Here is an 11,547-nt window from a genome sequence, read left to right on the forward strand (position 1 = left end):
TGCACCGACAGACAAACAGGAGCTAAGCATGATCAATGAAACGAGCCAGCCCAGACCACTGGATCCGGGTCGCGTCAATCTGATGGATCCGCTTGAAGTGCAGTACTGGTGCCGCGAGCTACGTTGCAGTGAGCGGCAGCTGGAGGAGGCCGTCAGTGTCGCCGGAGACCATATTGCGGCGGTAAGGGAAAGACTGGAGGCCAGCCGGCCGGGTTAATTGTTCCCCAAGGCGGCCCAGTGCCTCGCTGTCGCGCCTGCGCTTCCATCGGGACGTCAACTAGGCCGAGGCAACGAAGTTTCGTCTCTGTTGACCTGCCTGCGAGCTTACGCGCTCTGCATGCCCGATCTGGTCTTCTCTGCGAACTCGAAGGCCGCCATGCCAGCCAGCATCGCGACCAGGAACCCGACAGCCTTCGGGTACCCTGCGCCCAGGGCCACGATAGCCGGGCCAGGGCAAAATCCCGCCAGGCCCCAACCCACGCCGAACGCTGCGCTGCCGAGTATCAGACGCAAGGTTACTGCCGTGCTTGCGGGCAACTGGACCGGCAAACCAAGCAAAGACCGCCGACGGCGTTTGGCGATCGCGAAGGCGATCGCGCTGACGACAATTGCGCCGACCATCACAAACGCCAATGAGGGGTCCCAGGTTCCCGCAAGATCGAGAAATGCAAGCACCTTGGCTGGGTTGGCCATGCCGGAAATCATCAGCCCAAGGCCGAACAGCAGGCCTGCAAGCCATGCGGTCACGACGATCATTTCAACCTCCGAGCAGATGGCGTTGGATGAGCACGGTCAGAAATCCCGCCGCCATGAATGTGGCGGTAGCGACCAGTGAGCGAATGGAGCCGCGAGAGATGCCGCATACACCGTGGCCACTGGTGCATCCGCTGGCGTAGCGGGTGCCAACGCCTACAACGAAGCCGGCGACCATGATTTCGCTCCAGCCAGCCTGGATGTCGGCAATTGCCGGCATGCCAAGCAGGCCGGCGATAACCGGGACACTGACGAGGCCGGCAAGGAAGGCAAGGCGCCAGGCCATGTCATGGCGTGGCAGGCCCAGCAAGCCGCCGACGATGCCGCTGATGCCTGCGATTCGGCCATTGAACAGCACCAGCACGGCTGCCGCAGCGCCAATGAGGATGCCTCCTGCCATGGACTGCCAAGGCGTGAAGTTGGCAAGGTCAATCAACATGTTGCTTCCTCGTTTCTGGCACAGAATTGATCATAGAGTACGGCCATCACGGCAAGCGCCTGACCGCTCGCTACCGAATAGAAGATGTTCTTGCCGTCGCGGCGCGTCGCGACAAGGCCGTTCTCGCGCAGCACGCCGAGCTGTTGGGACAGCGTCGGCTGCCGGATCCCGAGTTGCTCCTCGAGTTCACCAACCGACAGTTCGCCTTGGGACAGCCTGCACATCAGCAGCAGGCGGTCCGGATTGGCTAGCACCTTCAACAAGGCGCACGCACGGGTCGCGGCGGCCTGCATGGTGTCGATGTCAATGACGTGATGGTTCGGCTTCATGGTCCGCACATGCCTTCTACGTTAACATTATACTCACCAATATTATATCATCAAATATAATGAAATCCGGGAGGCCCGCGTGGCAGTGACTTCAAACGACGCTGAATTCCCGCCTGCGCGGGAATGACAGTAGTACTTGATGCACTAACTGAACGGCATTAACGCCTCAGCTGTACCCATCCTTGCTGCCGATTCGCCCACGGGACCGATCGTGTCTCGCGCGGTTGACGTCGATCAAGGGCCAACCTGCACTCGCCGCTATGTTGGAAGCACGCAAGACCGCTTTGCGGCCGGACGCATATGTACGCAAGGGCAAGACAGGAGCTACGAGGATGATGGACCACCAACGGATTGCCCTGGTAACGGGAGGTATGGGCGGCCTCGGCGAAGCGATTGCTCAGAGGCTGCTGGCCGATGGCATGCGTGTCGTGGTAACACACTCGCTGCACAACGACCACGTAGCGCAGTGGCTGCAAGCGCAGCGCAACGCGGGTCGCCTGTTCACGGCATTCCCGGTGGACGTGACCGATTTCGCGTCATGTCAGGACTGTGTCTCGCACGTGCGCAGCGAAGTGGGCGAAGTCGACATCCTGATCAACAACGCCGGCGTGACCCGGGACCGGACCTTGCGCAAGATGGACAAGGCCGACTGGGACTTTGTATTGCGCACAGACCTGGACTCGCTGTTTCATATGACGCGCCCCCTGGTCGATCCCATGATCGCGCGCGGCTGGGGACGCATCGTCAATATCTCATCGGTCAATGCCTCCCGCGGCGCCTTTGGCCAGACCAACTATGCAGCAGCCAAGGCCGGCGTGCATGGTTTCACCAAGGCGCTGGCGCTTGAACTGGCTCGCAAGGGCATCACCGTCAACACGGTTTCACCTGGCTACCTGGACACCCGGATGGTGACCGCCATGCCCGCGAAGGTCCTGGAGCGCGACGTGCTGCCTGCCATCCCGGTGGGCCGGCTTGGCAAGCCGGCGGAGGTCGCGGCGTTGATTTCTTACCTCTGCGGCGACGACGGCGCCTTTGTCACCGGCGCCAATTTTGCCATCAACGGCGGACAGCATCTGCAATGAAACTCGATGACGGCATAGCGCCCGCCAAGGGCCCGGCGATACCGGAGTGCGTGCCCCAGCAGGAACTCCCCGCCCATGTCTGGCTGGACAAGCAGTTTCGCGCGTGCCTGGCGCGCGCCACAGGCGGGCTGTCGGTGATCTCGGCGAGCATGGCGGGACTTGACTGGGCGCTGCAGTTGGGCATTTCGCCGGCAAAGCTCATGCAGGCGTGGCAGGTGTGGCTGCGCCAGAGCATCGAAGATTCGCCGCGGCTATTGCCCACGACATCCGAACCGCCGTCTGTCCCGCAGAGCGACCAACGCTTTGCCCACCCGGGCTGGCGGGACTGGCCCTATCGCTGTTGGCGCGATGCGTTCATGCGCAGCGAGGTCTTCTGGGAGACGCTGACACAGGATATCGATGGCCTGTCGCGCCACCATCAGCACATCGTATCCTTCTGCGCGCGGCAATGGCTGGACCTGGCAGCGCCGGGCAATGCCTGGTGGATGAATCCCGAGGTGACCAGTGTCGCTTCACGCACGCTCGGCAGCAATTTCTTGCGCGGCTTCCATCACTGGCTGGAGGATATCGGCGAGTGGCTGTCGGAGCTTCCCGCGAGTCCGCCGGCCCGCCCCGTTCTCGAGTACCTGCCAGGCCGGGACGTCGCGGTGACGCCGGGCAAGGTGGTGTTCCGCAACGCGCTCATCGAGCTGATCGAGTATGCGCCGCTCACCGACACCGTGTGGCGGGAGCCGGTGCTGATCGTGCCGTCCTGGATCATGCGGTACTACATTCTGGACCTGAAACCGGAGGACTCGCTGGTGCGCCACATGGTCGAGCGTGGCCACACAGTGTTCATGATCTCGTGGAAGAACCCGGACGCGTCCGCCCGCGATTTCGGGTTGAATACCTACCTGGAATCCGGGTTGTTCGCCGCGCTCGATGCCGTTCTCGCCCGTTGCGATGGTGCCCCGATCCACGCCGCCGGATATTGCCTTGGTGGCACGTTGCTTGCGACAGGCGCCGCAACGCTGGCGCGCGATGCCGGCGGCGGTCCCCTCGGCAGCCTGACCCTCTTTGCCGCCGAGACGGATTTCCATGACCCGGGCGAGCTGGGGCTGTTTATCGACAAGAGTTCGCTCGCTACGCTGGATGCCTTGATGTGGAGTCAGGGCTTTCTGGATGGGCCGCAGATGAAGTCCGCGTTCCAGATGCTCAACGCACGGGACCTGATCTGGTCGCGCGCAATGAGCGAATACCTGCTCGGCCAGCGGTTGCGCGCCAATGACCTGATCTCCTGGAACCGCGACGCCACGCGCTTGCCCTACCGGCTGCATTCCGAATGTCTGCACAAACTGTTTCTTGGCAATGAACTGGCCACCGGCAAGCTGTGCGTGGGTGGCCGGCCCGTGGCGCTGTCGGATCTCGACCTGCCGCTGTTCGTGGTGGGTACGGAGCACGACCACGTCTCGCCCTGGCGCTCGGTATACAAGCTGCACTTGCTGACGCAGGCCGAACTTACCTTCCTGCTGACTTCGGGCGGCCACAATGCCGGCATTGTGTCGGAGCCAGGGCATCCGCGCCGGCGCTATCGCGTGCATACACGCCACGCTGGTACGCCTTACCTGAGTCCGGACCAGTTCCTGTCCCGGTCCACGTACCACGAAGGTTCCTGGTGGCCCGCCTGGCAGCAATGGCTGGCGGCACGCTCGAGCGGGCGTTGCGTGCGTGAACCGTTGCCATCCGGGAGCCCGGAAGCGCCTGGCACGTATGTACTGGAAGCCTAGCCGGCGCTCCCTCGACTACGGGGCGGGGCCGCAACGATACATATCGCCGCTCGCACACGAATGCAGGCATCGAAGAAGTCCCCGGCACTGAAGCCGGCCGCCAGGGCACGCGCTCGCCAGACGGCGCAGGTACGGCGTTGCACTTCGATATACCGCACGCGAAGAGCCGGATCGAACGGAAACATGCCGTCGGTGGCGGGGAATACCGGACGGCGGCGCAGGAACTCGCTCCAGAATCCCTGCGCCAGCAGGCGTAGCCGGTCCGCCGCTGTCTCCGTCGCTTGAGGCAGGCTTTCCGTAGCGTTCGCTCGCGCAGGCATGTTTTCAATGCGACATGAGGACCGGTACGGTCATCGACTGGAGCAGCGTTCTGGTGACGCCGCCCAGCGCGAGTTCCCGGACCCGGCTATGGCCGTAGGCACCCATGACAATCAGGTCGGTATTCCGGTCGGCGGCGTGGGAGAGCAGCCGTTGCCCGATGTCATGGCCATCCTCGTCCGGATAGCTGCGCAACTGTGCTGTCACGCCATGACGGGCCAGCCACTCGACCGCATACTGCGGCGGTGACAGCCATGGACCCTTCAGCGCGTGCGACGGCGTCCATGACACCACGTCGATGGTTTCGGCACGCCTGAGGAGCGGCAGCGCGTCATGGATGGCGCGGGCGGCCTCGCGGCTGCCGTTCCAGGCCACCAGGACAGTCTTGCCGACGCTGGGGAACCAGCCCGCGTAAGGTACCACCAGGACGGGCCGCCCACATTCAAGCACGATGGATTCCACAAAGGCCGGCTCCGCGTACGCCTCTTCGTCGGTCGGATCACGCTGCCCGAGTATGACGAGGTCGGCCAGATGCGCCTCTGCCTGGACGGTCGAGGCCGTGGCCCAGTCGGGAGCGAGCCATTGCGTCGTGATGACGGCCTCGTCGGTGGCATCCATCAGGGCATGACGTGCCCGTTCGCCAACCTCGTGCTGCCATTCATTGTACGAAGCGAGATAGCGGTCGCCATCGACCAGATAGCGCACGGCGGTGGGATCGGGCTTGCCGACTGCGAGCAAGCCCACCAGGGTCGACTTGAACTGCACTGCCAGTTGCGTGGCAAGGTGCAGCCGCTGGTACACGCGTCGGCTAGCGTCCAGGTGAACCAGGATCGTGGCGTAGTCCATGAATCGTCTCCGTCAGACATGCCGTGACAGACTGCCGGCGCCGAACTCCGCATGCATGAAACGGAAGGCGGCCAGCGCGTTGGCGTCTTGCTCCAATCCCACGACTATGATTGTCTCGTAGGGTCTGCAGGAACCAGCACCTGCTGGCGTCCTTTCTTCCCCGGAGGCAGGATGTGACTGAAACAAGACGTTCGTACAAAGGGTTTCACTTTGTTCTATGCGTGCCGGACACCGTCGAACCGGGCAAGCCGTGCGGTCACGTGGACCTCACCGCGCCAGACGGTGGTCTCGGCATTCGCTTTACGCCAGACTGGCCCAACCCGCCCGCCAGCCCGCAACAGGCCGAAGAATGGCTCTTTGCCTATGCGGCAGGCATCGTCGACTGCGAGCTGGCCGGCGGTTTTGGCATCGACCTGCACTACGACTAGGCTTGCGCCGCGGCAGGAAAGCCCACATGCCGGTGCCAGGCCGCCTGGCACTGGCGCCGCCGCGCGCGGTTTCGGCGGTCGCCAGAAATCCGGCATCGCAGAACAGGCTGCGCAAAGCGCGACCAGCGTGGTGGCCGCAAGCATGCGCCGTACTGGTCGACCGGCCGGACGAGGGCGTGAAATGCATGGCGTCATGGCAAACGCCCTTGATCAGACCGCAAAGCGGAAATGACCGCTGTGCAGCACGATATGCTTCGCCCCGGTCATCTCGAACAGGGCGCCGGCCACGCGTTCGATGTCCTGGCGGTTGCGGAGGAATGCGGGCACCAGGTCTTCGCTGCGGTAGGAGCGCGCGCCAAAATGGTCTTCGAGCGCCTCCGCGGTAATCTCATAGGTTGCCGGTGCACCATCCACCTTCACGGGACACTGCAAGCTGGGCCCGGTCGGGCAGTATTCCGGCACATCGCCGGTGAAGTCGATCTTGTACATGGCTGAATGGGGGTAAGCCCCTCCTGAATGACCAGTGGCCTAAGCCTCCTGGGTGCGGATAAGCAGGACAGGCGCGAGCGCCTGTGCGACGACCCCACGCGCAACGCTGCCCATGACCAGGCGCCGGACGCCCCGGCGGCCATGTGTGCCCATGACGATCAGGTCGGCGCCCCAGCCGTTGGCTTCGGTGGCGATTGTCATGGCAATGTCGCCCTGCACCATCGGCTTGCCCAGCAACCGGGTGGCATGGCGGATATGGCCCGCCGCCAGCCGGCTGCGCGCGGCGGCGAGTATGCTCTCGCCGGCGGTCGTGAGATCCTCCACCAGTCTCACCGGGTCCAGGCCCGTCACGTCCATGAACGGGCTGCGGTCATCGACGACGTAGATCACTTCCACTTCGGCGTCGGCGGCGCGGGCAATGACCATGGCCTGATCCAGCGCCAGCTCCGAAGCTGCGCCGCCGTCCATGGCGACAAGGATGCGTTGATACATGGCGCCTTCTCCAGGAATCTCAGGCATCGGCCCTTCTGCCCGTCGGGGTTGATTTCAGCGTAGGACAGCCCACCGTCTCGCAATTGATGCGCATCAAGGCCCTTGCTGCGTGTTCTCGGCCAATGGGCACGCCTTTGCGAGCACGCACCTGGCTTGACAGAACCCGACTGTCAGAGTGCGTCACCATCGGACCGATCGCGCACCAGCAGCACTGGACGAACCGTCCTCGCGACGACATGCTCCGAGACGGAACCCAGTATGGCGCCCCGGACGCCCCGGTGCCCGTACGTTCCCATCACGATGACGTCCGCGCTCCACTGATCGCCCTGTGCAATGATCGCTTCGGCAATCCTTGCGGGGCTGCCTGACTCCTCGGCCAGCCGGCTGCTCCAGCGCACGCCGGCAGCACCAAGGCGTCTCCCGGCCTGGGCCAGTACCTGCTTGCCGTAGGCAATGGTATCGGCCATCAGTGCCGGGCGGTTGAAGTGGGCAATCTCAAGGAAGAAATCGCTGTCGTCGGCGACAAACATGGCGCACACCTCGGCGTGCGTGACCAGCGCCAGTGACACGGCTTGCTCCAGCGCGAGCAGCGACGAGCGGCTGCCATCAATGGCTAGCAGAATGCGGCGGTACATGGGCAACCTCGGTTCGATGACGGCTTGTTTCCAGCCTTTGCGGTTGCAGGCTCTTCCAAGCACCAGCCGCAAGGCTATTCGATGACAAACGGCACGTGCGCCAGCGCATAGCTGAATGCATAGTCAAGTTCCCCGGACGCCTGAGCATGCAGCGTGCAGAGCGGCGCGCCGGCATCGACTGCGTCGCCCACCCGGACATGGAGTTCCAGGCCGGCTACCTGCCGACGCGGTGCGCCAGCGAGCTTCGCTGCGCGTGATACATGGCGATTGTCGATTGCCGCGACGACGCCACTGCGGGTCGCGACCAGGTCGCGTCGGAATACCGCTTGCCCCGGCATTCGAAGTCCGCCTTGCGCTTCACAAATGGCCTGGAAACGCGCCCATGCGGCACCGTTATCGAGCAGGCGGCCAGCCTGAAGCCGGCCCTGCCCGGCCGGCACCACACCACAGAACTCAAGGAGTTCGCCGGCCAGCAACAGTGAGCGCTCGCGCAGCGCGGCAGGCGCCTCGGCCTGGCACTGCAGCACCGCCAGCACGTCAAGCGCCTCCAGCGCTGGCCCGACGCCGCGCCCGACAGGCTGCGACCCGTCGGTTGGCACGATCCTGAGGTTCAGCCCAAAGGCCTCGGCGACCTTGGTCATGGTGGCGTGCAGATGCGCAAGCTTGCTTTCCTCGCGGATTTTCGCCGTCTTTCCGACCGGCACATCGATCAGCACATGGGTCGATCCCGCGGCAATCTTCTTAGACAGGATCGAGGCGACCATCTGCGCATCGCTGTCGATGTCCAGCGCACGCTCCACGCGAATCAGCACGTCGTCGGCAGGACTCAGGCTGAGCGCTCCGCCCCAGACCAACGCCGCCCCGGCGTGCTCGACCACGCGCCGCATTTGCGCCGCATCCAGGGTCACGCACGTCAGTGCCTCCATCACATCGGCGGTGCCCGCCGGCGAGGTGATCGCTCGCGAGGACGTCTTCGGCACCAACAAGCCCGCCGCCGCTGCGATGGCAACGACAACGGGCGTGGTGCGGTTTCCCGGCAGTCCGCCGACACAGTGCTTGTCCGCAACCACGTCGCGGTCCCAGTGCAGCCGCTGTCCGAATTTCACCATGGCACGCGTCAGGTCGACGGTTTCGCGCAGGGTCATCCGCTCGTTGGCGCATGCGGTGAGGAAAGCCGCGATATGCACATCGGCATACCGGCCGGCACTGACATCGTCGATGATGCTGTCAAGCTGTACGCTATCCAGGTGCGAGCCATAGATTTTCGCGCGCAGTGCTCGCACGGACTCCAGCGCCGGCGCATGGCTCACACGGACGACATCGCCGGCGCGTGCCTTCAGTATCCGTGACGCACTGAGCGACAGGCTGGCTTCGCCCGCGGCGAGCAATGGCGCGCCCAGCAGCGTCAGGGTGGCAATCAGCGTATTGTCCCCGATCTGTACGCGCACGCGCGTCTGAGCGGAGAATCCTTCTGCCCTGCAGACCGCGCAATCCGGATGCATATAGATGACATGTTCCTGCCAGGTATCGATATCGAGCGGCCGGAACAGCAGCGTCCTGACCTCTCCCTCCAGGTCACCGCCCGCTGCCTCAGCTCGCGGGGCCGGCGCGGCGGGACGCTCGGCGGGCGCATTCATCTCACACCTGGCCAGAGCTGAAGCTAGCGCGCGTCCAGCGCATCGAGGTTCAGCAGGTCGAGGGACTTGCCTTGCACGGCTAGCAGGCCTTCTTGCTGGAACTTGGACAGTGTCCGGCTCACCGTTTCGAGCGTAACCCCGAGGTAGCTGCCAATGTCCTCGCGGGTCATGCGCAGGACAAATGACGTGGCCGAATAGCCGCGCTCACGATGGCGGGCTGAAATGCTCAGCAGAAAGGTGGCAACGCGCTGCTCGGCGGACATGTTGCCCAACAGCATCATCTGGTTCGCCTCCCTGACGATTTCAGCACTAAGCATCTTGTGAAATTGCCGCTGCAGCGGCTTGAGCTCCCGGCAAAGGGCTTCCAGCAGGTGATAGGGAATCACACAGACCACGCTGTCCTCCAGGGCAATGGCATCGGAAGTGTGAGTCTCCTCGCAGATTCCGTCCATGCCGATGGCGTCGCCCGCCATGTAAAAGCCCGAGATATGTTCCTTGCCGCGCTCGGATGTCACCACGGTCTTGAAGGAGCCGGCCCGCACCGCGTAGAGGCTGCGGAACGGATCGCCGGCGCGGAACAGTTTCTCGCCCTGCCTGACCGTGCGCCAGCCCTGCATGACACGGTCGAGCTGCTCTACGTCATCCGCTTCCAGGCTTGCGGCCATGCAGATGTGCCGCATCATGCAGTTGGCGCAGCGGGCGCCGGCGTTTGCTGCGGCAGGCCGGGACGCCGCCACGGGCCGGGGCGGCTCGGGCGAGGCAAACGTGTCGGCCGCATCGCTAGCCGGATTGGCCTTGCCAGGCATTCCATACATAGTCGTCTCCGGCCCCATGGCCACCTTGGTCCCGACCCGCTGTCACCCGTCTGTCGAAGGCTGCATCGGTGTGCGCTGCCCTCTTGTGACAGCAAGTATCGGCGGCCACCGCTTTCTCTCCTAGAAGGCTTCGCTGAGTTGTTCGTCAGAATTGGGGGCCATCTTGTCAGGTTTCCCTGACATGGGGCTGACCACTTGTCCAGGGACTCACAGGACGAAAGGACACGATGTCGGCATTGGTGCACGAGTGCGGCGGCAAACCTTAGTCGATTTGATGCAAAACAAATCGAAACGGCCGCCGCTTGCCAAAGTGAAAGCACCCGGCGCGCACCGCGGCCGCTTCTTCAGGAGACGACGATGAGCAACATCCGACGCTATGACCCGTTCTCGATCGAACCGCTTGGCGACATGCTGCAAGGCATGTTTCGCAACCTGCGGCTCGGTGCCGAGGCCGAACTGCCCTTCAAGGTCGACGTGACCGAATCCGACGGCAGCTATGCCATTACCGCCGACTTGCCAGGCGTGAAAAAGGAAGACATCAACGTCAGCGTGGATCGCGGCACGGTCATGATCACCGCCAAGCTCGAAAAGGCATCCGAGGTCAAGGAAGGGGATCGGGTAATCCGGCAGGAGCGCTACAGCGGTTCCATGCAGCGAGCCTTCACGCTGGACGGCAACATCGACACAAACAAGATCGATGCCAGCTTCCAGGACGGTGTGCTGCGTGTCGTGCTACCCAAGAAGGAAGCGTCGCCGCAGCAGCGCGTGACCATCCGCTAACCCGGCGCGACAGGACGGCGCCGCTTGCGGCGCCCGCTTCTTGCAGGGGGACATGATGAAAACCGATCATCAAATTCAGAAGGAAGTGAGCGAAGAGCTCGACTGGGATCCGTCCATTGACGCGGCGGCCATTGGTGTCGAAGTCAACGAGGGCATCGTCACGCTGAATGGTCATCTGCCCAGCTATGCCGCGAAGCTTGCTGCCGAACGGGCGGCGGAACGCGTTGCCGGCGTGCGGGCGGTCGTCGTCAAGCTGGACGTGCATCCACCCGGTGCACTCGATGACGAGTCCATTGCCGAGGCGGCCCGGGATGCGCTGCAATGGCACGTACATGTACCCGCGGATGCGATCATGGTCCGCGTCGAGCGAGGCTGGGTAACGTTGGCCGGCGATGTCGACTGGGGCTATCAGAAAAAGCTTGCAGAGCGCACGGTGGGCCAACTGCGCGGCGTCATTGGCGTCGTCAACAATATTCGCCTCAATGCCACGGCCGTGCCACCCGACATCGAAAGACGGATCGAAGAGGCCCTGAAGCGGCACGCCGCACGCGAGGCGCACCATATCACCGTCAAGGTGGAACGGGGCACGGCCACCCTCCAGGGCGAGGTCGACTCGCTGGCCGACCGTCGTGCGGCCGTCGGCGCGGTGTGGTCTGCGCCCGGCATCTCGGCCGTTATCGACCAACTTGAAACCAGGCGCTGACGCACTATCCCGGGCGCGCGCAAATCAGACAAGGA

Annotated in this window: 15 protein-coding genes; 6 read left to right on the forward strand and 9 right to left on the reverse strand. The window is 63.8% G+C overall.

The window, feature by feature from the left end; genetic code table 11:
* Nucleotides 1-28: 28 nt before the first annotated feature.
* Complete coding sequence (locus JTE92_RS21235) at nucleotides 29-217, forward strand: DUF3606 domain-containing protein (RefSeq protein ID WP_063238777.1); 189 nt, start codon at nucleotides 29-31, stop codon at nucleotides 215-217.
* A gap of 107 nt (nucleotides 218-324) precedes the next feature.
* On the opposite strand, the gene JTE92_RS21240 is transcribed toward JTE92_RS21235, so the two are convergent.
* Genes JTE92_RS21240 through JTE92_RS21250 form a run of 3 tightly spaced genes read right to left on the reverse strand, consistent with a single transcriptional unit; the run spans nucleotide 325 to nucleotide 1,521 of the window.
* Nucleotides 325-756 (reverse strand): DUF6691 family protein, encoded by a 432-nt coding sequence (locus tag JTE92_RS21240; protein ID WP_063238776.1) that lies wholly within the window; start codon nucleotides 754-756, stop codon nucleotides 325-327.
* A 1-nt stretch (nucleotide 757) separates the two neighbouring features.
* Complete coding sequence (locus JTE92_RS21245) at nucleotides 758-1,192, reverse strand: YeeE/YedE family protein (RefSeq protein WP_063238775.1); 435 nt, start codon at nucleotides 1,190-1,192, stop codon at nucleotides 758-760.
* The gene (locus JTE92_RS21250; protein WP_063238774.1) at nucleotides 1,186-1,521 is read right to left on the reverse strand and encodes an ArsR/SmtB family transcription factor; all 336 of its coding nucleotides are present in this window, start codon (nucleotides 1,519-1,521) and stop codon (nucleotides 1,186-1,188) included. Before JTE92_RS21250 ends, JTE92_RS21245 begins: the two co-directional genes overlap by 7 nt.
* Nucleotides 1,522-1,856: 335 nt before the next feature.
* Here JTE92_RS21250 and phbB point away from each other — a divergent pair, with 335 nt between their 5' ends.
* Together phbB and JTE92_RS21260 are read left to right on the forward strand one after the other, a co-directional pair.
* A complete protein-coding gene (gene phbB, locus JTE92_RS21255; protein WP_063239041.1) occupies nucleotides 1,857-2,603 on the forward strand; it encodes an acetoacetyl-CoA reductase in 747 nt (248 codons plus the stop codon).
* Nucleotides 2,600-4,369: a PHA/PHB synthase family protein gene (locus JTE92_RS21260; RefSeq protein ID WP_063238773.1), complete on the forward strand. Its 1,770-nt coding sequence runs from the start codon at nucleotides 2,600-2,602 to the stop codon at nucleotides 4,367-4,369. Before phbB ends, JTE92_RS21260 begins: the two co-directional genes overlap by 4 nt.
* Before the next feature lie 324 nt (nucleotides 4,370-4,693).
* On the opposite strand, the gene JTE92_RS21265 is transcribed toward JTE92_RS21260, so the two are convergent.
* On the reverse strand, nucleotides 4,694-5,533 hold the full coding sequence (locus tag JTE92_RS21265) for a universal stress protein (protein WP_063238772.1): 840 nt from the start codon (nucleotides 5,531-5,533) through the stop codon (nucleotides 4,694-4,696).
* Between the two features lie 173 nt (nucleotides 5,534-5,706).
* Here JTE92_RS21265 and JTE92_RS21270 point away from each other — a divergent pair, with 173 nt between their 5' ends.
* Nucleotides 5,707-5,961: a hypothetical protein gene (locus JTE92_RS21270; protein ID WP_063238771.1), complete on the forward strand. Its 255-nt coding sequence runs from the start codon at nucleotides 5,707-5,709 to the stop codon at nucleotides 5,959-5,961.
* A 210-nt stretch (nucleotides 5,962-6,171) separates the two neighbouring features.
* Here JTE92_RS21270 and JTE92_RS21275 read toward each other — a convergent pair whose 3' ends face one another.
* The 5 genes from JTE92_RS21275 to fnr all read right to left on the reverse strand — a co-directional run bounded on the left by JTE92_RS21275 (nucleotide 6,172) and on the right by fnr (nucleotide 10,029).
* The gene (locus JTE92_RS21275; RefSeq protein WP_063238770.1) at nucleotides 6,172-6,450 is read right to left on the reverse strand and encodes a DUF1488 family protein; all 279 of its coding nucleotides are present in this window, start codon (nucleotides 6,448-6,450) and stop codon (nucleotides 6,172-6,174) included.
* Between the two features lie 39 nt (nucleotides 6,451-6,489).
* Nucleotides 6,490-6,942 (reverse strand): universal stress protein, encoded by a 453-nt coding sequence (locus JTE92_RS21280; protein WP_063238769.1) that lies wholly within the window; start codon nucleotides 6,940-6,942, stop codon nucleotides 6,490-6,492.
* A 170-nt stretch (nucleotides 6,943-7,112) separates the two neighbouring features.
* On the reverse strand, nucleotides 7,113-7,577 hold the full coding sequence (locus tag JTE92_RS21285) for a universal stress protein (protein ID WP_063238768.1): 465 nt from the start codon (nucleotides 7,575-7,577) through the stop codon (nucleotides 7,113-7,115).
* Nucleotides 7,578-7,651: 74 nt separating this feature from the next.
* Nucleotides 7,652-9,214 carry a thymidine phosphorylase family protein gene (locus JTE92_RS21290; protein ID WP_084254540.1) on the reverse strand — a complete coding sequence of 521 codons (1,563 nt, stop codon included), beginning with the start codon at nucleotides 9,212-9,214 and terminating at the stop codon, nucleotides 7,652-7,654.
* Nucleotides 9,215-9,237: 23 nt separating this feature from the next.
* A complete protein-coding gene (gene fnr, locus JTE92_RS21295) occupies nucleotides 9,238-10,029 on the reverse strand; it encodes a fumarate/nitrate reduction transcriptional regulator Fnr (RefSeq protein WP_063238767.1) in 792 nt (263 codons plus the stop codon).
* A gap of 357 nt (nucleotides 10,030-10,386) precedes the next feature.
* Here fnr and JTE92_RS21300 point away from each other — a divergent pair, with 357 nt between their 5' ends.
* Together JTE92_RS21300 and JTE92_RS21305 are read left to right on the forward strand one after the other, a co-directional pair.
* Nucleotides 10,387-10,809, forward strand: a complete 423-nt coding sequence (locus JTE92_RS21300) for an Hsp20/alpha crystallin family protein (protein WP_063238766.1) — start codon at nucleotides 10,387-10,389, stop codon at nucleotides 10,807-10,809.
* 55 nt (nucleotides 10,810-10,864) lie between these two features.
* Nucleotides 10,865-11,512, forward strand: a complete 648-nt coding sequence (locus JTE92_RS21305) for a BON domain-containing protein (RefSeq protein WP_063239039.1) — start codon at nucleotides 10,865-10,867, stop codon at nucleotides 11,510-11,512.
* The last annotated feature ends 35 nt before the right edge of the window (nucleotides 11,513-11,547 follow it).

It is taken from the genome of Cupriavidus oxalaticus (assembly GCF_016894385.1).
GTDB lineage: Bacteria > Pseudomonadota > Gammaproteobacteria > Burkholderiales > Burkholderiaceae > Cupriavidus > Cupriavidus oxalaticus.

Excerpts from the sequence above, each read along its gene's own strand:
- JTE92_RS21260 (WP_063238773.1), top strand. The coding sequence starts at position 2,600 with ATGAAACTCGATGACGGCATAGCGCCCGCCAAGGGCCCGGCGATACCG.
- JTE92_RS21280 (WP_063238769.1), bottom strand. The coding sequence starts at position 6,942 with ATGTATCAACGCATCCTTGTCGCCATGGACGGCGGCGCAGCTTCGGAG.
- JTE92_RS21305 (WP_063239039.1), top strand. The coding sequence starts at position 10,865 with ATGAAAACCGATCATCAAATTCAGAAGGAAGTGAGCGAAGAGCTCGAC.
- JTE92_RS21300 (WP_063238766.1), top strand. The coding sequence starts at position 10,387 with ATGAGCAACATCCGACGCTATGACCCGTTCTCGATCGAACCGCTTGGC.
- phbB (WP_063239041.1), top strand. The coding sequence starts at position 1,857 with ATGGACCACCAACGGATTGCCCTGGTAACGGGAGGTATGGGCGGCCTC.
- JTE92_RS21235 (WP_063238777.1), top strand. The coding sequence starts at position 29 with ATGATCAATGAAACGAGCCAGCCCAGACCACTGGATCCGGGTCGCGTC.
- JTE92_RS21245 (WP_063238775.1), bottom strand. The coding sequence starts at position 1,192 with ATGTTGATTGACCTTGCCAACTTCACGCCTTGGCAGTCCATGGCAGGA.
- JTE92_RS21250 (WP_063238774.1), bottom strand. The coding sequence starts at position 1,521 with ATGAAGCCGAACCATCACGTCATTGACATCGACACCATGCAGGCCGCC.
- JTE92_RS21240 (WP_063238776.1), bottom strand. The coding sequence starts at position 756 with ATGATCGTCGTGACCGCATGGCTTGCAGGCCTGCTGTTCGGCCTTGGG.
- JTE92_RS21265 (WP_063238772.1), bottom strand. The coding sequence starts at position 5,533 with ATGGACTACGCCACGATCCTGGTTCACCTGGACGCTAGCCGACGCGTG.
- fnr (WP_063238767.1), bottom strand. The coding sequence starts at position 10,029 with ATGTATGGAATGCCTGGCAAGGCCAATCCGGCTAGCGATGCGGCCGAC.
- JTE92_RS21275 (WP_063238770.1), bottom strand. The coding sequence starts at position 6,450 with ATGTACAAGATCGACTTCACCGGCGATGTGCCGGAATACTGCCCGACC.
- JTE92_RS21290 (WP_084254540.1), bottom strand. The coding sequence starts at position 9,214 with ATGAATGCGCCCGCCGAGCGTCCCGCCGCGCCGGCCCCGCGAGCTGAG.
- JTE92_RS21285 (WP_063238768.1), bottom strand. The coding sequence starts at position 7,577 with ATGTACCGCCGCATTCTGCTAGCCATTGATGGCAGCCGCTCGTCGCTG.